This window comes from Undibacterium sp. WLX3042, assembly GCF_049544825.1.
Taxonomy (GTDB): Bacteria; Pseudomonadota; Gammaproteobacteria; order Burkholderiales; family Burkholderiaceae_D; genus Undibacterium.
In genome coordinates, this window is sequence record NZ_CP186698.1 from 2,412,408 (window position 1) to 2,432,721 (window position 20,314).

Annotated in this window: 23 protein-coding genes; 8 read left to right on the plus strand and 15 right to left on the minus strand. The window is 50.8% G+C overall.

All coding sequences use genetic code 11. The features are described from left to right. Position 1: 1 nt before the first annotated feature. The 3 genes from ACPAOP_RS10955 to ACPAOP_RS10965 all read left to right on the plus strand — a co-directional run bounded on the left by ACPAOP_RS10955 (position 2) and on the right by ACPAOP_RS10965 (position 1,957). Positions 2–445, plus strand: a complete 444-nt coding sequence (locus tag ACPAOP_RS10955; protein ID WP_423708008.1) for a protein-export chaperone SecB — start codon at positions 2–4, stop codon at positions 443–445. Positions 446–813: 368 nt separating this feature from the next. After that, positions 814–1,770, plus strand: coding sequence for a hypothetical protein (locus tag ACPAOP_RS10960; protein ID WP_423708010.1), 957 nt, complete (start codon positions 814–816; stop codon positions 1,768–1,770). A 58-nt stretch (positions 1,771–1,828) separates the two neighbouring features. Further along, on the plus strand, positions 1,829–1,957 hold the full coding sequence (locus tag ACPAOP_RS10965; protein WP_423708011.1) for a hypothetical protein: 129 nt from the start codon (positions 1,829–1,831) through the stop codon (positions 1,955–1,957). Positions 1,958–2,345: 388 nt separating this feature from the next. Here the strand turns inward: ACPAOP_RS10965 and ACPAOP_RS10970 are convergent, their stop codons facing one another. Both ACPAOP_RS10970 and ACPAOP_RS10975 read right to left on the minus strand, forming a co-directional pair. Further along, the gene (locus ACPAOP_RS10970) at positions 2,346–2,489 is read right to left on the minus strand and encodes a hypothetical protein (protein WP_423708012.1); all 144 of its coding nucleotides are present in this window, start codon (positions 2,487–2,489) and stop codon (positions 2,346–2,348) included. 204 nt (positions 2,490–2,693) lie between these two features. After that, the gene (locus ACPAOP_RS10975; protein WP_423682127.1) at positions 2,694–3,392 is read right to left on the minus strand and encodes a hypothetical protein; all 699 of its coding nucleotides are present in this window, start codon (positions 3,390–3,392) and stop codon (positions 2,694–2,696) included. On the opposite strand from ACPAOP_RS10975, the gene ACPAOP_RS10980 reads away from it, so the two are divergent. The 4 genes from ACPAOP_RS10980 (at position 3,384) to ACPAOP_RS10995 (ending at position 6,956) form a co-directional block, all read left to right on the plus strand. Beyond that, the gene (locus ACPAOP_RS10980; protein ID WP_423708014.1) at positions 3,384–5,474 is read left to right on the plus strand and encodes an RHS repeat domain-containing protein; all 2,091 of its coding nucleotides are present in this window, start codon (positions 3,384–3,386) and stop codon (positions 5,472–5,474) included. The two genes, ACPAOP_RS10975 and ACPAOP_RS10980, sit on opposite strands and share 9 nt — an antisense overlap. Next, on the plus strand, positions 5,471–5,827 hold the full coding sequence (locus ACPAOP_RS10985; protein WP_423708015.1) for a hypothetical protein: 357 nt from the start codon (positions 5,471–5,473) through the stop codon (positions 5,825–5,827). Before ACPAOP_RS10980 ends, ACPAOP_RS10985 begins: the two co-directional genes overlap by 4 nt. Positions 5,828–6,462: 635 nt before the next feature. Next, positions 6,463–6,597, plus strand: coding sequence for a hypothetical protein (locus ACPAOP_RS10990; RefSeq protein WP_423708016.1), 135 nt, complete (start codon positions 6,463–6,465; stop codon positions 6,595–6,597). Positions 6,598–6,647: 50 nt separating this feature from the next. Next, positions 6,648–6,956 (plus strand): hypothetical protein, encoded by a 309-nt coding sequence (locus tag ACPAOP_RS10995; RefSeq protein ID WP_423708018.1) that lies wholly within the window; start codon positions 6,648–6,650, stop codon positions 6,954–6,956. Between the two features lie 60 nt (positions 6,957–7,016). Here the strand turns inward: ACPAOP_RS10995 and ACPAOP_RS11000 are convergent, their stop codons facing one another. From ACPAOP_RS11000 to ACPAOP_RS11040, 9 genes are all read right to left on the minus strand, one after another. Then, positions 7,017–7,262 (minus strand): hypothetical protein, encoded by a 246-nt coding sequence (locus ACPAOP_RS11000; RefSeq protein ID WP_423708019.1) that lies wholly within the window; start codon positions 7,260–7,262, stop codon positions 7,017–7,019. Positions 7,263–7,701: 439 nt separating this feature from the next. Then, complete coding sequence (locus ACPAOP_RS11005; RefSeq protein ID WP_423708020.1) at positions 7,702–8,892, minus strand: ABC transporter permease; 1,191 nt, start codon at positions 8,890–8,892, stop codon at positions 7,702–7,704. Next, entirely contained in the window at positions 8,874–10,355 is a 1,482-nt protein-coding gene (locus tag ACPAOP_RS11010) for an efflux transporter outer membrane subunit (RefSeq protein ID WP_423708021.1), read from the minus strand. Before ACPAOP_RS11010 ends, ACPAOP_RS11005 begins: the two co-directional genes overlap by 19 nt. After that, positions 10,352–11,287, minus strand: a complete 936-nt coding sequence (locus tag ACPAOP_RS11015; RefSeq protein WP_423708023.1) for an efflux RND transporter periplasmic adaptor subunit — start codon at positions 11,285–11,287, stop codon at positions 10,352–10,354. Before ACPAOP_RS11015 ends, ACPAOP_RS11010 begins: the two co-directional genes overlap by 4 nt. Before the next feature lie 11 nt (positions 11,288–11,298). Continuing rightward, positions 11,299–12,000 carry an ABC transporter ATP-binding protein gene (locus tag ACPAOP_RS11020; protein ID WP_423708025.1) on the minus strand — a complete coding sequence of 234 codons (702 nt, stop codon included), beginning with the start codon at positions 11,998–12,000 and terminating at the stop codon, positions 11,299–11,301. 192 nt (positions 12,001–12,192) lie between these two features. Then, positions 12,193–13,587: a heavy metal sensor histidine kinase gene (locus ACPAOP_RS11025; protein WP_423708026.1), complete on the minus strand. Its 1,395-nt coding sequence runs from the start codon at positions 13,585–13,587 to the stop codon at positions 12,193–12,195. Positions 13,588–13,593: 6 nt separating this feature from the next. Beyond that, the gene (locus ACPAOP_RS11030) at positions 13,594–14,268 is read right to left on the minus strand and encodes a heavy metal response regulator transcription factor (protein WP_423708027.1); all 675 of its coding nucleotides are present in this window, start codon (positions 14,266–14,268) and stop codon (positions 13,594–13,596) included. 198 nt (positions 14,269–14,466) lie between these two features. Continuing rightward, positions 14,467–15,591 carry a flavin monoamine oxidase family protein gene (locus ACPAOP_RS11035; RefSeq protein WP_423682139.1) on the minus strand — a complete coding sequence of 375 codons (1,125 nt, stop codon included), beginning with the start codon at positions 15,589–15,591 and terminating at the stop codon, positions 14,467–14,469. Continuing rightward, positions 15,588–16,256: a cupin domain-containing protein gene (locus ACPAOP_RS11040; protein WP_423682141.1), complete on the minus strand. Its 669-nt coding sequence runs from the start codon at positions 16,254–16,256 to the stop codon at positions 15,588–15,590. Before ACPAOP_RS11040 ends, ACPAOP_RS11035 begins: the two co-directional genes overlap by 4 nt. Positions 16,257–16,505: 249 nt before the next feature. Between ACPAOP_RS11040 and gcvA the strand changes: the two genes are divergently transcribed. Further along, complete coding sequence (gene gcvA / locus ACPAOP_RS11045) at positions 16,506–17,441, plus strand: transcriptional regulator GcvA (protein ID WP_423682142.1); 936 nt, start codon at positions 16,506–16,508, stop codon at positions 17,439–17,441. A 7-nt stretch (positions 17,442–17,448) separates the two neighbouring features. Here gcvA and ACPAOP_RS11050 read toward each other — a convergent pair whose 3' ends face one another. Genes ACPAOP_RS11050 through wrbA form a run of 4 tightly spaced genes read right to left on the minus strand, consistent with a single transcriptional unit; the run spans position 17,449 to position 20,302 of the window. After that, the gene (locus ACPAOP_RS11050; RefSeq protein WP_423682143.1) at positions 17,449–17,883 is read right to left on the minus strand and encodes a DUF4124 domain-containing protein; all 435 of its coding nucleotides are present in this window, start codon (positions 17,881–17,883) and stop codon (positions 17,449–17,451) included. Positions 17,884–17,911: 28 nt separating this feature from the next. Then, positions 17,912–19,318 (minus strand): FAD-binding oxidoreductase, encoded by a 1,407-nt coding sequence (locus ACPAOP_RS11055; protein ID WP_423682144.1) that lies wholly within the window; start codon positions 19,316–19,318, stop codon positions 17,912–17,914. After that, positions 19,311–19,694 (minus strand): DUF2069 domain-containing protein, encoded by a 384-nt coding sequence (locus ACPAOP_RS11060; protein WP_423682145.1) that lies wholly within the window; start codon positions 19,692–19,694, stop codon positions 19,311–19,313. The genes ACPAOP_RS11055 and ACPAOP_RS11060 overlap by 8 nt, the downstream gene beginning before the upstream one ends. After that, the gene (wrbA, locus tag ACPAOP_RS11065; protein ID WP_423682146.1) at positions 19,691–20,302 is read right to left on the minus strand and encodes an NAD(P)H:quinone oxidoreductase; all 612 of its coding nucleotides are present in this window, start codon (positions 20,300–20,302) and stop codon (positions 19,691–19,693) included. The genes ACPAOP_RS11060 and wrbA overlap by 4 nt, the downstream gene beginning before the upstream one ends. Positions 20,303–20,314 lie beyond the last annotated feature (12 nt).

Sequence of the window (20,314 nt, forward strand, 5' to 3'; positions counted from 1 at the left end):
GATGTCCGCAACTCCAATCCAAATCAAGCCAGTAAAATTTCAAGCTCAGAAGGTTGTAATTGGTGATCCAGATGATATTGACATCGGAGAAAGAGATCTTTCTTTAAGGGTAGTATGTCAGAAGCTCTCAGATAATTCAGTAGCAATTATCTTCAACATTAAACTTAAAGTTGAAGATATATCGTTGCAGGTTTTGTATGCTGTGGATTTTGAAGTTGCCTGTGAGACAGACACCAAGTTTGTCGTTTCCGATGAAACGATCGAGCATCCCTTCATGAACGTGAATGCTCCTGCAATTGGATATCCATTCGTACGTGCGTACATTGGTACTCTGTTGCTTAACTCAGGGTATAAACCTTTTATGCTACCCCCAGTTAATTTTCAAGCGCTTTACACAAAAAAGAAAGCGCTTAAGATCGACAAGAACGCAGATGCTGAAGAGTAGTTTTCAATATGATTAAACAGCTCAATAGTTAAAGCGCAGACGTCTGCACAATAACTAGGCCGTCAAATTTAGGCGGCCTTTTTCATTGAATCAAACCGTTGAGTCGAACGAACGTCTGAGTCGCCCTGCAATTAGCGACGACCACGGAAGACTGGAACATCTGCGGTAAGCAGCACACTGCATATATAGGTAACGGCCACAAGCGGCCGCTCGACTTCCTCCTCTGCTATGTCCGCAGCTTCATTTACTTCGGAATTTGTTGGAGCAAGCATCAACAAGGGAATTACCCACACAATTTGCTATTTTGCCTGCATACGCAGAGCATGTGTAGATGTTAGACTCTTAGCACATGATCACAGAAGACAAACATGCAATTTAATCCCATCTCTATCGTTCTTACACTAGTAGGCGGCCTGTTGCTCGCGGCTATTTTAGGCTGGATTCGTCGTCCGCGCCTTACAGTGTTCGTACCCCGAACGTTTTCTTATAATCAATTAAGCGACAAGGGTCACCTTGTAGAAGTTACCGTCTTCAACCGGGGATTCAAGACAGAGGAGAATATTGATGTAACTTTGAATCCAGCTTTGAAATATGAGTTATTAGGCGCAAATAGTCCAGATGCGACGGTTGATAGGAATCGGCTGAAGATGACGCGTATTGCCCCATCAGATGAAATTACTATGCTTTTAAACGTTGAGGGCGGAGTATTCAAACCTGATGATATAGTTCAAACGATTTCCAAAGAGACTAAAGGTATTACAGTCGCGAAGCTTGAAGAAGTTCCACCAACTGCATCACAAAGGGTCTGGTTAGTTGGTATTTTCATTGTCTTCCCAGCAGTTTGCTACTTGAGCTATGTTGCACTTCAAAATGTGTTAGCTACTCCAGAAAAGACTGAAAAAGAGGTTGCAGTAGAAGTGGAACAAACGGGGGGCTGGAATGTGCTTTCGATATACAAGAAAAAAGAGAATAAGCTTTATGCGGCTTTAGTATCTGGAAAATTGTCTATCGATATCGGAAAATTGAGCGCAAAAAACGATCTGGTTTCGGTTCCGTTTAAAATGACCAATAATAGTAGCGCTATTATTACGGCAACTGTTGAGGCGATTACCAGTACAGAGGACAAGCGTGCGCCTCGTTACCAACAGCGCTTCAGTGATGTAATTATTTTCCCTGGGAAAACAGTTGAGAGGTCCATTAATGTGATCATCCCTGTTAACGCCACTGCGGACGAGAGAACAGTTTTTGCAGAGGTCTTCCTTCAGAACGCCGAGGGTGAAACTATGCAAATGAAGCGTAGCTATGTTGCTCCTGAAAAATTGTAATCGGCATTCAACAAAGAGTTACTGATAATGGGAAAAGGCAGGCTGGAAGCTGTCCACCTTGTTGTATACCTCTGGCATGGCGTTGTCGTTCGTCCAGCCGTTGATTGGCTTTGCGGTCTATGTGGTTGTCGCAATGATCTGGTTCATTGCTGATCGCCGGTTTGACGGAATACACTCCTATGCCTAACAACCACGGGCAAACTGATGATCAAGAACCGGCTCGAAGCATTCAGCGACGGCGTCATTTCCAGGCTGCTCTTGGGAATTGCCACAGTCCGCTATTGGGGCGCAATCGGACGAAGTGTGTCAGATCAAGTATGAATTAGTACATTTAAGTACTTATTTTTTAATCGCTAGGAAATAAAATTTGCTTTTGGTGCGGAAGCTTATTTTCATGCGTACCATCTGCGTACCTTCGTTTGCGTACCTTATACATACGAGCCACTATAGGTATTCTTCGTCGCAAAGTGGATTGCAAATGAAATGCGATTGAGCACTGTTGCCAACACGTGACAATTATTTTTGCATCCATGTATGCATCCACGTGGAAGTTATGTGTAAGTAAAACCCTTTATCTATGCGGGTCTTGGTATGTTGTTTGATTCCCACAGCTGCCAAAATAAAATGATAAGCCCTTGATTTTTAAGGGCTTTTTCTTTTTCTGGCTTGCTTAGTATGCCATCTGGTATGCCATTTTGGGTTAGAACGGATTCATCCATATTGGACGGCTGTTTGTGATAAATCACTCTTGGAGTGATTTTGAATCCTTGTCTTATCGACGATTGCCAATCGACGGCGAACTCCTTCTTTTTTTGGGGGCGCTAAGAAGGCTGAGATCCAACTTAATAAAATTGGTCTTTTGTAGTAAATGGCTTTCCCACCAAGTCATCAAAAGCCGTCTGGCGCTGTTGCTTATCCCACATTCATTTTGTCCGCGTCTTTTTTTTTGTGTAATCCTTGATGAATTCGCTACGGAAACAGCTGAATTTGACTGCAGTAAATTCAAAGTAAGCAATAAATTTATTCGTATCAATGACGTAGGTTGGGGATATTTTGTTCAGGACTTGCTTCATTTCATTTTTTAGCTCACTTTTACTTAATCTGCGAAGTAGAGGAAACAGTCCTTCTCTGTAAGAATCTCTGTCAAGTTTCATTTCTAGCGCTTCAAAAATTGTAATTGCGCTATAGGGCAAATCAACTTCCAAATGGGGAGTATGTTTTTCTGCTCTCCGGAGAGTCAAATATGGTTCCGATCTTTTGCTTTGGATATCTGTTGTTGCTAATTGCAGCAAATCTTCCATGCTAAGTGGTAGCAGGAGCATCAGCCATATGATTCCATAGAGCTCTAGTTCAATTGGCTCTAGATTTCCACCTGTAAAGCGTCCTCGATTGAGTGGGGCAATTTGATTTAATTCCTTAACGAAGTTTCTAGCGTATTCATAGCTCTTAAAGCACGGAATACGCGGCATTGCCAAGTCTGCGGACAGTTTTTCAATGCCGTTCTTGTGTCTTTCCTTAAGAATTTTTGTACGATATTTTTCAGCTTCTATCCTGGCCTGTTCCTCAGAAAGATCTTTAGCGCTCCCAAGTGATTTTTCATAGGGTGTCCCCTTGTGCATCATTCTAAACTCGGGGAGCAGGTCACTGACACCACGACCCTGTATCTGGACACCACCTACATAAGTAAAAATAGATACGATGAATGGAACCGCCTGATTCGCCAGCAATACCAGCGAGGAAACGCCAGTCCAAAAATCTTCGATCATCGTTATAACAGCTATGGGTATCTTGAACGCCTGGAAAGACGGAGCCTTGTCTTATGGCGAGCCACCGTCCAGGATGCCTCACAACACGTCCGTCAGGCGAAACTGGGCAATGGCCTGGATGTTAAATACGACTACAACCCCTACACAAGTCGCCTGAAGCAAAGCATTCTTCAAAACAGCCAGGGAATCGCACTGCTACAAGAAGGCTACACCTACGACGTATTGGGCAATGTAGATCGTCGCAGCCAGTATTGGAACAACAGTGGATACAGCGAAGGCTTTACCTACGACGAACTCAACCGGCTCGAAAGCGCCACCGTCGATGGCCAGGCCAGCCAACACTTCCGCTACGACGCCATCGGCAACATCCTCAGTAAAACCGGTGTCGGCATGGGCGACTACATCTACCCCGCCGCCGGCAGCAATAGCGTGCGTCCCCATGCCGTCAAGCAAATCCCCGGAATCGGCGCGCATGAATACGACGACAACGGTAACCTGCTGAGCACCATCCGCAGCAGTCGCTGGGTCAACATCGACTGGACCAGCTTCGACATGCCAAAACGCATTAGCAAAGGCGAGGCCGACAGCAGCCAGTTCACCTACGGACCTGAACACCAGCGCAGCAAACAAACTAAAATCAGCCAGCCCAATGGCAACCCGGCAGTCACCACGACCTACTATGCCGGAGCACAAGAGGCTGACATCAACAATGGTCAGGCGACCGTCAAAACCTACTGGCCGTATGGGCTCGGTGTTGAGATCGACCAACCCGGCAGCAACACCAGCGAACTCAACTGGAGCCACCACGACAGACTGGGCAGCATCATCAGCATCAGCGACAGCAGTGGCAACCTGAAAGAAAAAATGGCCTACGACAGTTGGGGCAAACGCCGAACCACCGATGGCAGCGCGACACCGGATAATCTGGATGGGCAAGTCGACAACAAAGGCTACACCGGCCATGAAATGCTCGATCAGCTCGATCTGGTGCACATGAACGGCAGGATCTACGACCCGCTGATGGCAAGGTTTCTGAGTGCCGACCCGATGATTCAGGATCCGGCACATAGCCAGAGCTACAACCGGTATACTTACGTGTGGAACAACCCGACGAATTTGACAGATCCGACGGGGTTTGAGGCTGGAAATGCGGGCGATAATGGGTTGATTCAGAAAGAGGAGGCAAACAAGAAAGACTGTGACCTCATCTGCCAAGGCGTTCGACGGATGATGGATGTATGCCGCGCAATGGGTGGGAATTGCGGGATGATTGGCGATACGTCTAAGGCCACAGGTAACGGTAAAGACAAGACTGGTACCGGACAGGGGCAGGCTGCTCCTCTAGGTAACGCGGCAATCAGTGGAGGTAACTACATTGGTGGGCTTGCTCCGTCGTTCCCACTTGCGTCGGGTGGAAGAGAAAAGCCAAGTTGCGATGCCGGAATGCAGTGCGTCGAGATCGTCGGTCACAACCCCGATAAGAAGCAGGATTCAGGGTGGGGAGCGGCTATCGGGATGACGTTCGATTGGGCTACTGGCCATGGTTCTGCAAATCGCCATTTCGATGCGAGCACGTCATCGACCCAAAATATGATGTCGGCTCGCAGGGTCGGCGAGGCACGAAACTATTTCTACAAGAAGAACGCTGAGGCTCTAGCTGCCGGAAAACCTCTTGCCCCGGTTACCGGGTACAAGGGCGACTTCGGTTTGACTGACTTGGTCTGGTATGCGGGGCTGAATCCGACACAGCAGTTTGTCGGCAGTTATCGCATTGATATTTTCCCTGTTGGCCAGGATCAGATTCGTTTTGACCTTTCTAACAATTCGAGCATGAAGTCATTCCTATACGGGGTCGGGCCGGATTGGGAGCGCGACAAGGCTGCGCCCTTTGGAAATATGCGACAGACTTATTCTTGGACGGAGCCTGTGAAACGATGAAACGATTAATCACTGCCGCAGCCTTGCTTGTCGGGTTGGTGGGCTGTTCAAACAAAATTGATCCAGTTGGCGTGTACCTTCTCGACACAGGAGGGAAGTCATACACGCTGACGATGCGCACCGGAGGCGACTACTCGCTTAATATTGCGAGTCCAGGTATTCGTGGCGATGAGATTCGAGGGCGATGGCAGGACGAGGATGGCACCGGCCGGTCAATTTCTTTCTCTGGGATCGTGTGGGCTGGTACTGAGCCTCAGGCGGGCAATGGCTACTGGAAGGCTAACATTGAAGGCCGCTCACAAAAGATTTGCCTGGATGGTGAAGGATTGACCTGCTTCTCAAAAAAACAATAGCGCCCTTGCTTGAAAATACCAAGCCTTTCGTTTCTCACGCAGGATAGGCTTTTTGCGCCATTTGCAATGCAAGCTCAAAGCCGGGTAGGACCGGTGAAGCCCGCATGGTGCATACGTCAAGCTAACAGCGTTGGCTTTGGCGCTGAGTTTGCGAAGCCCGGCCTTCTGTTTTTACTTAAATCTGTACTTGCTCTGTACTTACCGATTTTGCGTTGATTTCTAAAAAACAGAAATTGACGCAAAATCGGTGCAAGGTGCATTTTTAAAAAATCGCATCAAACTTCCCGCGCATAAAAAATCTAATTTAGCTAAATTCCCCAAGATTCAGCTAAACCTCTCTTCACTGCCAATTCCCTAGTTCCTAAAATCCGAGCCCGCCGGTGCAAAAAATCCAGCTTAAAATCCGCAACAATTAGTTGGCCTAAAACAGCTAAAACCTCCCCCAATTAACCCACACACATGACGCACGCTTACGTGCATACTCCCCAACCGCCGCAAACCTAAGCTGGGCAACGGTTTGCCGTGTCAGACACACCAAGCCCAACTTCAACACGAAAAATTGGCTTGAGCCTATTTCATGTTGAAAATCAATCGCTTATCTTGTATAACAATTGTTATCAACAAAGGAAATGCGAATGATACTCTCCAAACAATTAAACTTCCGATTGAACGAAGAAGAATGGCAGGCGCTCAGTGAGCGAGCGAAGCAAAGTAATCGAAAACCCGGAGAATTGGCGCGCATGAATACGACGACAACGGCAACCTGCTGAGCACCATCCGCAGCAGTCGCTGGGTCAACATCGACTGGACCAGCTTCGACATGCCAAAACGCATCAGCAAAGGCGAGGCCGACAGCAGCCAGTTCACCTACGGCCCCGAACACCAGCGCAGCAAACAAACTAAAACCAGCCAGCCAAACGGCAATCCGGCAGTCACCACCACCTACTATGCCGGAGCACAAGAAGCCGACATCAACAATGGTCAGGCCACCGTCAAAACCTACTGGCCGTATGGGCTTGGTGTTGAGATCGACCAAGCGGTTAACCGGATACGGCCACGTCAATTCCATGAGGGATTGAGGTGGCCATTACCAAGCCCAAAGCCAGTCTTTAAAAATGGATGGTATTAAGCGCTGATGTGTTTCTATATTTTTCAGCATCAATGAGTCGTGGCTGATTATGATTTTTGGTCACATGAAGGTCATTTCCAAACCGCTCGTCCTGGCGACGACGTAGGTAAGAAGCCCCAGACCCAGCAGTAATAGCGTGAAGGCGGCGAATACCTTGCTACTGGCGCGCAGAACTGCTCGCGCCTCTCTCGCGGTATTTTTCCCCTTTTTCGCTTTGTCGTAATGCCACTTGATGGCGAAGAACATGCCGGTGCCCAGCACGAGTATCTTAAACGTCACTAAGATTATGGGAATCCATTCCATCATTTTGATTATTTTCCAGACTAAGAATCGGCACTGTCGATAACATCAGAATATATCGTCGGCAGTGTTGCCTTAAAACGCTGCTCCGACAGCGATATGGCATTTTTAAATTGTCCATTCCTTACTGCGCTTGACTCTTCACGATACCTTTCTGCGAAATCAGGAAGGCATTCAAACCGGTGAATTAGCAAATCCAGAAGAAGATATGAACGGTTGCGCCAGGAGGGCAATGTTGTTACAGGGCATAACGCATTCTACTTAAAAGCAATAGCCATAGACAGAGACAAACTGTCCCAGTTGAAAAAACAATAATGCAAAAATAAGGATCTGATTGCCGCGGTGACCTGTGCAGAGTGAGGTTTTTTATCTGTTGCCGATGACGTGTTTTCAGTACTGGCTAAGGATTCGTGAGTGACTCTTCCGGCGCTGCTGATTCAGTATTTTATCGGGCAGCAAATACCTTTGCCGGCTCCAGTTTAAGAACCGGACGTGCACTGACGATTGCTGCGATGACTCCTGTCAGCATAACCATGCCACCACCCGCAAGCGGAGCAAACCACATCATGCGGAAAGGGTAGTCGCTGTTACGCAAAAACAGATCGGCAAGGGCGCACAGACCCGTGCCCATTCCTGCACCCGATAGTCCGCATACCATCGCTTGTAAGAACACCATTTTCAGTAATTGTGAAGGGAGTGTGCCGAGTGCGCTCAGCACGGCATACTGCTGCAGGCTTTCGCTGGTGAACATATAGAGCATGACGCCAGTAACGCCGAATCCTACGGCAATCGCCAGAATCAACATGGACATGACATCGCCTACGTCTTCAGAATTACGCAGATACCAGTGCACCGTCTCTGTTTTGAAATCAGCGGCTGTTCGTGCTTTCAGGCCGGTCTGTTGCTCGATGCGCGTAGCGAGTGTCTGCATGCTGTTGTCTGATCCGGCGCGAACCAGGATAAAGCTGATTTGCCTGCGTTCGGAGGGCAAAATATGGCGAGCGTTGGTGAGCGTCATGTACATCAGCGGTTTGGCCGGATAACGAGGATGCGCATTCGATACACCGGCAATGCGTATGCGGTGATCATTGAGTTCCAGCTGATCGTTCCTGGCCAGCCGTCGCATCGCCGCGTTGACGTTTGAACGACCACCGCTCGGCCATGTATCACTGGTATGCAGCGGCGTCACCAGTTTGTCTTCTGTGCCACCGTCATCAACCACGACCTGACCCGGCTGGCGCAGTACAGCATGATCCAGGCCTGCCATTCGCGGAAGACCGGCGAGACTGCTGTCGTCAACGCCGATTACCTGAAATGACTGAAACGAACCGTTCGGAAAGCGGACTTCAGCAGAACTGAGCAGCAGTGGTATGGCGGCGGCAACACCCGGTACTGAACGGACACGTAACAATGCTGCGTCAGATAGATTCGTTGTCTGCTCAACGGAACTGACTGCCGCGTCCATGACCCAGATATCGCCTTGCGTTTCACTGATCAGTGCAAATCCGCGTGTCATAAAGCCGCAAAAATACGAAACAGCAAAGGTGACCAGAAAGGCGGTAAAGGTTACGCCGAGTATCAGTGTGATGAATTTCGTCCGGTCACCACCCAGCATTTTTAATGCGATGTGATACATGTTGAATTATCCGGTGTCTGTTTCTGAAAACAAGAGTCTGTATCGCTGAGCTGGGATTCTGCCGATGAATGGTAAAGATGGCCGGCAAATGCCTTGTTGATCGCTATCCAGCTCGAAGCGAGGGCGGCGGTACTGCGTATCTGCTCTTGCTGGGTAGTGATCCAGGTATGTCTGGCATGCAGAACTGCGCGATAATCGCTGAGTCCCGCAGCATAATGTGATTCAGCCAGAGCGAGCCGTTTTTGAGCAAGTGTGACATTTTCTGAATATTGAGCTTGCAGTTTTTTTTCCTGCTCATAGCCGGTCAAGCTGTTTTCCACATCTTCTGTGGCCTGCAGAATAGTCTGACGATAAATGATCAGCGCCTGCTGTTGTTCTGTATTACGTACCTGTATGGTGGCAGCGATTTGTCCACCACGCAGCAGGGGCCACGATAAGGATGGACCGATACGCCAGATGCGGCTTGCGCCTTCGGCCAGTTTGCCGAAAACAGAGCTGGCCAGACCGATTTGTCCGAGCAGAGAAAAGCGTGGATACCAGTCGGCCTGTGCTGCACCTGCTCTGGCGGATGCTGCTGCCAGAAGTTTTTCTGCAGCCAGAATATCAGGGCGTTGCCGCAGCAGTTCAGACGGCAGGGCGGATGGAAGGGCAACGGGTGTTACAGGTAACTGCTGAAAACGACTGAGTTGCAGCTCGCCGGGGTATCTGCCAAGTAAGACACTCAGCCGGTTCAGTGCGACATTCTTCATTACGCGCAGCGGTACGAGCGCCATTTGTGCCGAGCGTAATCCAGTTTCTGCTGTGATCAGATCAGCGCCGCTCGCAAACCCGGCATGACTTCTGGCGCGTACCAGCTCCAGTATATTTCGTGCTGTTTCCTCGTCATCCTGTGCTGCTGCGATCAGCGCCTCCGCCTTTCTCAGTTCAATGTAATTGCGGGCGACCTCCGCCAGCATCGTTACACTGACATTAGCGAGTCCGGCCAGTGTCGCCTCTGTCTGCGCCAATGCGGCATCTGAAAGCTGATGGCGCACACCAAAGAAATCCAGCTCCCAGCTTGCATCAAAGCCGAATTGAAACAGACTGCCGGTTTCTCCTGGCTGGCTGAATGTACTGCTATCGATGTTGGCGCTTTCGTGTTCACGCTTCGATAGTGCATTACCCTGAAGTGCAGGATTTCGCATAGCGCTGATGCTCTGGTATTCAGCGCGGGACTTACGCAGCAAAATGCGGGCGCGTTGTATATCCGGATTAAGGTGTTTAGCTTCCGCCATTAACAGATCCAGTTGCGGATCGGCAAACGCTTGCCACCACGGAGCATTATCAGGTAAAGCCGTCGTCTGTTCCGGCATGGTTTGCCATTTTTCCGGTAGCGTGATGACGGGGCGCTGGTAGCCAGAAGGCGTGGAACATGCCGACAACATCAGACAGATCAAGGCACAGATAACAGGTATCAGTTTCATGGTCGTGATGTTTCTGCTCTTACTTGTCTGCCTTTGATGCTGTTCGCTGGCGCAGACCCGGCATCAATAAAGACATCCAGCACTTGACCAATATACAGTGGTATTTCTTTTGTCTCTACACTGTAGATAACTTGCAGAACGCGGGTATCAATCCGTTCTGCGCTTGCTCCGGTCAGAGTTGACTTCGGGCGTAAATACGGCTCTGTCCGTTCAAAACGTAAGGTGAGCGGATGTTCTGTGTCGTTCCGTAAATAAGCGATCGCTGCTGCATCCGGGCGGAAGCGGCGGACATCGTTTTCGTCAATATCGACACGCACCTGACGACGAGCGGCGTCACCCATTAGTATTAATGGAGCACTGTTATCAGCATATTCGCCGCTGTGCAGGCGGATCTGCAATATCTGACCCGATACAGGTGCGCGAATGATACGGCGCTGCATCTCCATTCTGATTTCATCGACGGCAGCTTGTGCGGTGGCGACAAGCGCTTCATCTGTTTTGGCGGCGAACCGCCGGTTGTCAAGTTCTTCTGTGCTGATGGCACGTTTATCCGTTATCTGCTCAGCGCGTTCGCGGGCAAGACGTGACATTGCCAGCCTGGTCTGTGCTTCCTTCACGCGTGCATTAGCTGACGGCAGACGGGCTTGCAGATCGCTGTCATCCAGATACACCAGTGGTGTACCGGCACTGACCGTACTGCCCCAGCTTACGGGTATGCTTTTGACAATCGCAGTCACGGGCGTGCCGACAGCGATATTGCCTCCAAAAGCTTCCGTAATTCCTGTACCAGCGACCTGACTGGAAAATGGCGAGCGGATCTCTGTGCCCGGCGCTTTATCCGGCATGGTGACCTGCTCGTCGCGGATAACGGAAAACACGGTCAGTACGAGGCCGGAGAAGGTCAGTAGAGCCAATACATAATAACGATTCATAACGTCTAATTTCAGGAAGGGGACGTTTCAATGGAAATCACGCGGCCGTCGTCCATATGGGCGATGCGGTCAGCAAAACAAAAAATACGCGGATCGTGTGACACCACCAGCAGCGCTCGTCCGGCAGTTTTCGCAAGCGTGCGCAGGATTTCCATCACGTTTTGTCCTGCATCATGATCGAGACTGGAAGTCGGTTCGTCACAGATGATCATTTGCGGTTCGTGTACCAGCGCACGCGCAATGGCTACCCGCTGTTGCTGACCGCCACTCATACGTCCGGGTGAGTGGTCGGCACGACTGGCCAGCCCCAGCGACTCCAGCACAATTCTGGCCTGAGCTTCGGCGGCTTGACGCGGAACGCCTTGCAGTAAAAGCGGTACAGAGACATTTTCAACAGCGGTCAGCGCCGGTAATAAATTAAAACTCTGAAAAACAAAACCGATGTGCTGTCTGCGAAAATGTGCCCGCTGCTGCGCGGACATCGTTTTTATATCGTTGCCAAGTATTGTGCAATCTCCGCTGTCGGCATCGAGCATACCGCCGATAATCGAGATCAGACTGGTTTTACCGCAGCCTGACGGCCCGGCCAGCATCAGTAATTCGCCATCCTGAATATCGAGATTAACGCCGCGCAGGGCAGGGGTCTGCACCTCACCCTGATAGTAGGTTTTATGAATCGCTCGGCAGGAGACCAGCGGAGATACAGAGGGCATATTCTGGACAGGTATTCATTCGGAATCTGATTAACCAGAATAACAGTCACGTCTGATAGCAGCATGACGCGAATCTGACGATTTCGTCAGATTCGCTGCGGCATTCAATATGCAGAGGAAATAGGTCTAGGCCAGCACGGTTCAGCGCTGATGCCTTGCGTGGTGTGGCGATGCGGCATCAGGTGGAAATTTTCAGGCAGATGCACTGTGTCGGGATAGATCGTCTGCCGGGAATTGCAGTTTTACCTCGGTGCCCTGACCGGGAGTGCTGCTGAATGTGATCGTGCCACCGTGCAGACGCATGATGGACTGCACGATGGCAAGGCCCAGGCCACTACCCTGACCGAGACGCTGCCTGGATCTGTCTGCAGTATAAAAACGTTCCGTGATGTGTGGCAGATCTTCGTTCGCAATTCCACAACCGGAATCGCTGACGCTTAGCTCGACGTCGCCATCTTGCAGAACGAGGGCGTTCAGTGTCACTGTGCCTCCTCTGCCGGTATGTCTCAGCGCGTTATCCACCAGATTTGCGAGAGCGCGCCGTAAAAGTCCCTGATCCGCCGACAGATGGCCGTGCGCCTGCATGTGAAGAGTGATATCAAGCTCGTCCGCCATGGCCTGAAAAAAATGGCAGACAGACTGTAATTCGGCGGACAGATCGAGATTTTTATAATCGAGAGCAGTATCGGCTTGCTCAGCGCGGGCGAGGAACAGCAGAGCATCCACCATACGTGATAGCCTGGCGTATTCATCAAGCCCGGATTCCAGGCATTGCCGGTATTCCGCCGGGGAGCGCTCACGCGATAAGCTCATTTCAGCCTCGCTGCGTAATATCTGCAACGGTGTGCGCAGTTCATGTGCAATGTCTGCGGAAAAACGTGACATACGGGAAAATGCGTCGTCCAGTCGTATCAGAAGTCGGTTGAAATTATCTGCCAGCAGGCGCAATTCTTGCGGCCAGTCGGTTTCGCCGACACGCTGATTCAGCTGCTTTACACTCAGTCCGTCAACCAGAGCGGCCAGACGATGCAGCGGTGCCAGCCCGTAGCGCGCAATCGCGTAACCGGCGAGCATGGCGATCAACAACACGGCGGCGACGCCGGTCAGCAGCATATCGCGATAGAAGTTCAGCAAGCGCTGTTCCTTGGCGAGGCGCATGGCTGCGTGTATGGTCAGCTTACCGGAGTGCTGTTGCATCAGGCGGTAACGCGTTTGCTGACGGTCGTACCAGTCTGTTTTTTCTGTTGTCCACGGCATGGCATCGAATATTTCTGACGCAATACCATGTGTATTTTCATTATTGGTATCAGCAATGACAGCATGATGCTCATCAAGAACTCTGACGCGAATATCAGGAAAGGTCTCGCCTTCGTGTTGCAATTCCTCTTGCAGAGCGTCGTAATTTTCCGGGTGCAGGGCGATCACGGCGCGCGCTTCTGAGACTTTACTCAATAAAAAAGTATCGTCTTCGCGCAGCAGCCGGTCAGCCAGCATCCAGTACATTGTGTAACCCACTGATGCGATCAGTGTCGTACTCAGCAATGCGTACCAGACCGTCAGCCGGATGGAAATCGAATTCAGTTTCATCGTCAATCAGTGTCGTACTTCCAGCACGTAGCCGACACCGCGCAAGGTATGGATCAGTTTTGGCTCAAACGGATCGTCCACTTTTTTACGCAGGCGACGGATAGCGGCATCGATCACATTGCTGTCGCCGTCGAAGTTCATATCCCATACCTGTTCAGCAAGATGAGTGCGGGTCAGCACTTCACCTGCATGGTGCATCAGATAATCGAGTACCCGGTATTCTTGTGGTGCCAGATCGAGTATCTGCCCGGCACGGGAGACACGGTGTCTTTTTCTGTCCATTTCAAGATCGGCAACCCGGATTAAATCTGATGCTTGTACCGGTGCGCGTCGTAAAACATTACGGATACGTGCCAGCAATTCAGAAAAAGCAAAGGGCTTGACGAGGTAGTCGTCCGCGCCGGCATCGAGTCCTTTGACGCGATCAGATACCGCATCCAGTGCGGTGAGCAGGATAACAGGCAAGTTGGCCCGCTCCGCTTTGAGTGTACGTAAAACAGACCAGCCATCACACTTGGGCAACATGACATCGAGTATAATCAGTTCGTAGCTTTCACTCAGTGCCAGATGCAGACCATCGATGCCGTTCTCAGCGATGTCCGCAGAATAACCTTCCTCCCGCAGGGAACGAGCCAGCGCAGCGGCAGTCTTAGGTTCATCTTCGATAATGAGAATTTTCATAAAGAGGGGCGTGTGACCGATCAGAAATTCGCGCCATTGTAACGCGAATGACTGTTACCGCTTTGCCCGGATAAACACTGGGGAACTGACGCACGACTTCGTTGCGGCGGTCGGCGGGATGACAGTGAAGCCAGCTGCAACTGAATGTCCCGGAATACGATTTGCCGCGTATTGCGTATGCTGGCCGTCACTCAGTCCTCAGGCTGGGAAGGATGCCAGCAGCATATTGACGCCATTCGTTGCGGCTTCTATTGCGCCGGCGACGTAGCCTGGAAACTGTGGTGACCATTCGCTGGCGATACCTGTGATTCTGTTACGCCACGGGCCCTCCGCAACAAAGGAAACAGGCGCACTGGTGTGATGTCCTGACACTTCCAGATCGGCGCTGGTGGCCGTCCAGGGATCGGCAGCCCAGTCTTTGATGAAATCCGCTTTCGGCGTTGATGCTTGCCCACCAAACAGCCGTGACAATTGGGCTCTGCAGTGTGCCCGCAATGCATCTTCACCGACATCGCTGCGGGTACGGGCAGGAATGCCAAAAAAGCCAAAAAGCGCCGCGTTGCCACCGGGTATCGACGCATCATGAATTTCGGCAAGCGGGCCTTTGGCACTGCGCGCTTCGCCGGATAATCCTTGCATACGCCAGAAAGGTTCATCGTAAAGGGCAAGGTACTTGGCATGTGCTGCCATCCAGGTGGAGGTATGACGCCAGGCACGTACCAGTGACTCCGGAAGCAAGGGGGCGAAGTCGATTTTTGCCAGTGCCAGTCGCGGCGGCACAGCCAGCAGCACATGTTCGACCCGAAAGCTGTTGAGTTTGCCTTGCGTATCGAGAGTATCTTTAGTATCGAGTTCGATATGGCCGTCTTCACTGCGCATGCGCAGTATCTGTTGCCCCGGGAGCAGATTTTCTGGCGTTAATTTCAGACGTAAGGCCTCGGTCAGCGAGCGCATTCCTCCTGGCAAGCGCATGGATGCTGGTGTCGATGCGTAACCTCTCATGCGCATGGGGATGGCGTGCTGCGTGTGTTCGACCAGCATATCGCCGTCTTCATATTGGGCGAAACTTTCCAATCCCAGATGCTTGATGAGCTGATCGAGCTGCGGCTGATAAGCAGGCCAGAACCACGTTGGCCCGAGATCAAAGCGATCAAGCGGATGCGTACCTTCGAGGTGTGATGCAGATGCGATTCGGCCGCCCCATACTTTTCGGGCATCCAGAATAATGTAATCATTGATACCGTTCTCTTCCAGCAGATATGCTGCGTACAGGCCGGAAAGGCCTCCTCCTGCGATGGCGACGCGTGCTGTCTGTCTGCTCATATTTCTGTTCCGATTTCCGCGAGGTGACTGATCTTGAGATAAAGGATCGCGCCTTGTGTGCCGGCAACGATATCGGGATAGTGGCCTGCCGGCAGGCGAATCCAGCTGCCGCGCTCATAAGATTTATGATCTGCCACGATATTCCCGCTCAGAATGAATAACTCAGCACGTTGAACCGGTGCGCTGAACAGGGGCTCTCCAGGAGGCAGTCTTTGCAGACTTGTACTCTCGGCTTGGTCCTGATACAAGGGGCAAACATCACGTCCCGCCTCGTTGTGCCAGGATGCAGCTGCATGGGTGTCAATACGTACAGTTTGCGTTTCGTCGGGGCGCATCTGTTGCAGTTTGACGAAAATGACCGCTCCCTCACGGCTGGCGGGCTGATGAGCGGAGCCGGGAGGATTTCGCAAATACCAGCCCTCCGGATAGTGTGTTTCCCCCTCAGAAAAAACACCGGACAGAACCAGAATTTCCTCGCCTCCCGGATGCTGGTGCGGGGGGAACCGCGAACCGGGAGCGTATCGCACGATGCTGGTCGCGCGGGCCTGCTCAGCACCGATACGATCCAGCATAACGCGCTCCACTCCGCTTTGTGGTGATGGCAGCCATTCGTACTGGCTGGGAAGTACAACGGCGGGGCGTGAAAAGTCGGCATTAATCAGCATAGTTATTCCAGAAGTGCGTACGGCAACCTATTGCAGAGACTGGTATGGGGGCATTTATGTTGTCTCTTTGTCTGCACAATGACGCTTTTATTTACGATCAGTGAGCAGTTCACTGGGATTTGTTCTCTATGAAAGAAAATCTATGGTAAATTTTTTTACTACTCTCTCTCAGGAGAAGATTATTCATCGATTTCAGGCGGATAACAAATCAGATAAAGTATCTGTCCGAGAAAGAAAATATTTAATGCTATGAAATTTCCCATCCATCTGAATGCGCTTCGCGCCTTTGAGTCCAGTGCCAGACACCAGAGTTTTTCGGCGGCAGCGCAAGAACTGAATGTCACTCCGGCAGCAGTCGGTCAACTTGTCAGGGGACTGGAAGACTGGTTGGGAAAGCCATTGTTTATCCGCAGCACCAGCGGTAAAGCCAGACTTGTGATGACCGATGCCGCAGCGCGCGCGTTGCCGGATATCCGTGCCGGCCTGAATAAGCTGGCCTCGGGCATGGAACTTCTGAAAGAAGACGAGGCCCGCAATTTGCTGACGGTTACCGTGAGTCCTGCATTTGCCGCTAAGTGGCTGCTCCCGCGGTTTGAGCGATTTCAGGCAATTTGTCCCGACACTGATGTACGCCTGGAGACGCATCTGAAACCAGTCGATTTCATTGCGCAACGGGTGGATGTCGGTGTGCGTTACGGCGCTGGTACCTGGCCGGGCTTGACTGCTGAGAAATTGATGGGTGAGGAGATTTTTCCGGTCTGCTCTCCCGGTTTTTTACGGAAACACCGACGCTTGCACTCGCTGGCAGGGTTAAATTCTGTGACCCTGATTCACGACCTGTCGATGGACGGTCAATCGGGCTTCCCGACCTGGGAAAAGTGGTTTGCAATAGCAAAGCTCTCAGGTATCAACGCTGAGCGGGGGATGGAGATCAATAACTCGGCAGCGGTTCTGCAAGCAGCAATCGAAGGTCGTGGTGTGGCGCTGGCACGCAGCATCATGGCGCATGACGACCTGGCCGCCGGAAGATTGTTACGCTTGTTTCCAGAGATTCAGTTTGATTCAGAACTATCTTATTACGTGGTATATCGGCCTGAGTGCGCAAGTCAGCCACCACTGGCGGCATTCCGGGACTGGCTGATAAGCGAAGCGGCACGCCGCAACGAATTATGTCCTGAGTTCTGAATGCGGATTATTGTTGACACGCGAGTTCTGCTTTTTCTTTTGTACGCCTCAGTTTTTGCCGCGCTTTCGCTTCGGATTTTGGGGAGGCGTTACGCGCATCTTCTTCAGCCCATTTTATTTGCAAACGTGCTCTGTCGCATTGGCTTTTTTGCTTTTCTGTTTTGGCTGCCTGCCGACTGAATTCTTTGTCTCGTTTATCTTCTGTTTTATGCCGCTCACGTTCTAATCTGGCTGCTTCTTTTTTATCCTGCGCTAATTTTTGAATATGATGCTGTGTTTCGTTTGAGTTCTCCGTTGCATCCTGAGTGACTTTTTTTCCTAATGTCTTTTGATCAGGCGTACAAGGTGTCTGGCTGTATTGGATACGCCCGTCTCTTTCACATTGATAAACTTCGGCTGCAGACAGATGTTGAATGCAGGAGCTACTGAGCAACAAAGCCATCAGAAAACGTCTCATCACTTCTCCCTGATCAGATAATTTTTCCCGGATTCATCAGATTATGAGGATCTAAAGCCTGCTTAATCAATCGCATCAGATTCATTTCGATGGGGGATTTATAACGTAGAATTTCTTCTTTCTTTAACGCGCCGAGTCCATGTTCTGCTGAGATCGATCCCTGGAAATGATGAACCTGATCGTGTACCAGCCGGTTAACTGCTTGCTGGTTCTCGATAAACACGTCGGCCGCTTGCCCGGTTGCAGGTGAAATGTTGTAATGCAGATTACCGTCGCCCATGTGGCCGAAACAGACTACTCTGCTTCCGGTGAAATGTCGTGCTAATAATTGATTCGTTGTTGCGATGAAGGCAGGGATACTGGAAATCGGGAGAGAAATATCGTGCTTGATATTTTTACCTTCTTTGGCCTGTGCCACCGAGATGTTTTCCCGCAGACTCCACAAGGCCTTCGCCTGACTGATGTTTTCTGCAAAGACTGCATCGTGTATGTGTCCCAGACTGAACTGGGTTTCCAGAAAGTCTTTAATCAGTGCCGCTGAGAGTTCTGCTGACTGATGCTCTGAGGTTTCTAACAGCACGTAATACGGATATTGCTGTGTGAACGGGTCTGACTGTTGCGGGATATGTTTGATCACCAGTTCCAGGCAAATCCTGGAAATAAATTCAAATCCGGTCAGGGTGGGGCCGAGTTTTTTACTCGCCTCATTCAGTAATAATAAGGCGGCTTCCGGGCTTTCCAGTGCCACCATGGCAGTCATCTTGGCTAATGGTGCCGGATACAATTTGAGGGTCGCGGCGGTAATGATGCCGAGAGTTCCTTCAGCTCCGATAAACAGATCACGCAGATCGTAACCAGTATTATCTTTACGTAATCCTCGCAAGCCATCCCAGATATCGCCGTTTGCCGTGACGACCTCCAGCCCGAGACATAAATCACGTGCGTTGCCATAACGCAGTACGGCGGTACCACCCGCATTCGTTGAAAGATTGCCGCCGATAGTGCAGCTTCCCTCCGATGCGAGCGACAGAGGATAAAGTCGGTCGGCATTTGCCGCCGCTTGCTGTATATCGCTGAGCAGGCAACCGGCTTCAGCAGTCAGTGTGTTGTTGGCCGTATCAATCGTACGCAATTTGTTTAAACGCCTGAGTGATATGACGACCGACTTACCGCTGTTGTCCGGAACGCTGCCTAATACCAGCCCGGTGTTGCCGCCTTGTGGCACGACAGACACGCCGAAGGTGTTACAAAGAGTGATCAGCCCTGCAACCTCTTGCGTTGATGCTGGCCTTAATACTGCAAGGGCATTTCCGGTAAAGCGTTGGCGCCATTCCTGTTCGTACGCGAATGTCTCGTCTTTATCCGTCAGAACATGACTACTGCCAATGGCGTTACAACACTGGCGGATGAATTCATTCATTCTGATTCTTTCTCACTTTTTTTGCTTCCTTTTTAATCGGACGCAAGTAACCCAGAACACCGGTGACGTAAGCGACAGAGAGCATAACTTCCATCCATGCAAGTTTAACTGACAACAGGTTGATGTCGCTGTAGGCACGGACGATACCTTCCGTGAAATACAGCCAGATCAGCATCGACGTCCATTGCATCGTGTAATTATCCTTGCGCAAAACGCCACGTAAAGGAATGAACAAAGGTAATGCTTTCAGTATGAGCCAGAAGCTGCCCGGCCTGACGGGGGCCAGCCAGGCTTCCCATAAAATACACAGCAAAATCAACGCAGTCAGACTGAGACAAGCCAGCAGATGAAATTGTTTCTGGCGCGCCGTAATCATGATCTTGTATTGAGTTTGACTGCCGTTTCAGCCAGACGACGACCCAGCGCGATCGCGAGGCGCCGGCTGTCTTCGGAAATACTGTTTTTACCATCCAGACCGGACCAGTGCGTCGCTCCATAAGGACTGCCGCCGGTGGATGTCGTCATCAGTTCAGCTTCGCTGTACGGCAGACCGGTGATCAGCATGCCGTGATGCAGCAGCGGTAACATCATACTTAATAAAGTTGACTCCTGACCTCCATGCAGACTACCGGTACTGGTGAATACGCAGGCTGGCTTTCCGCACAGTGTTCCTGACAGCCAGTCGGCAGCAGTGCCATCCCAGAAGTACTTCATTGCGGACGCCATATTGCCGAAGCGCGTCGGTGATCCCAGCGCCAAGCCCGCACATTCCTTCAGGTCTACGAGTTCGACATACGGTGCACCGCTGACGGGAATATCGGATTCGCTGGCTTCTGTTGTCGGCGACACCGATGGTACGGTACGCAATCTGGCATCGCAACCGGGCACGCTGTCGATTCCCTGCGCGATAAATTCCGCCATTTTTCGCGTGCTTCCGTGGCGTGAGTAATATAAAACGAGTAGGGTGAGGTTAGTTGTGTTCATATTTATTATTAT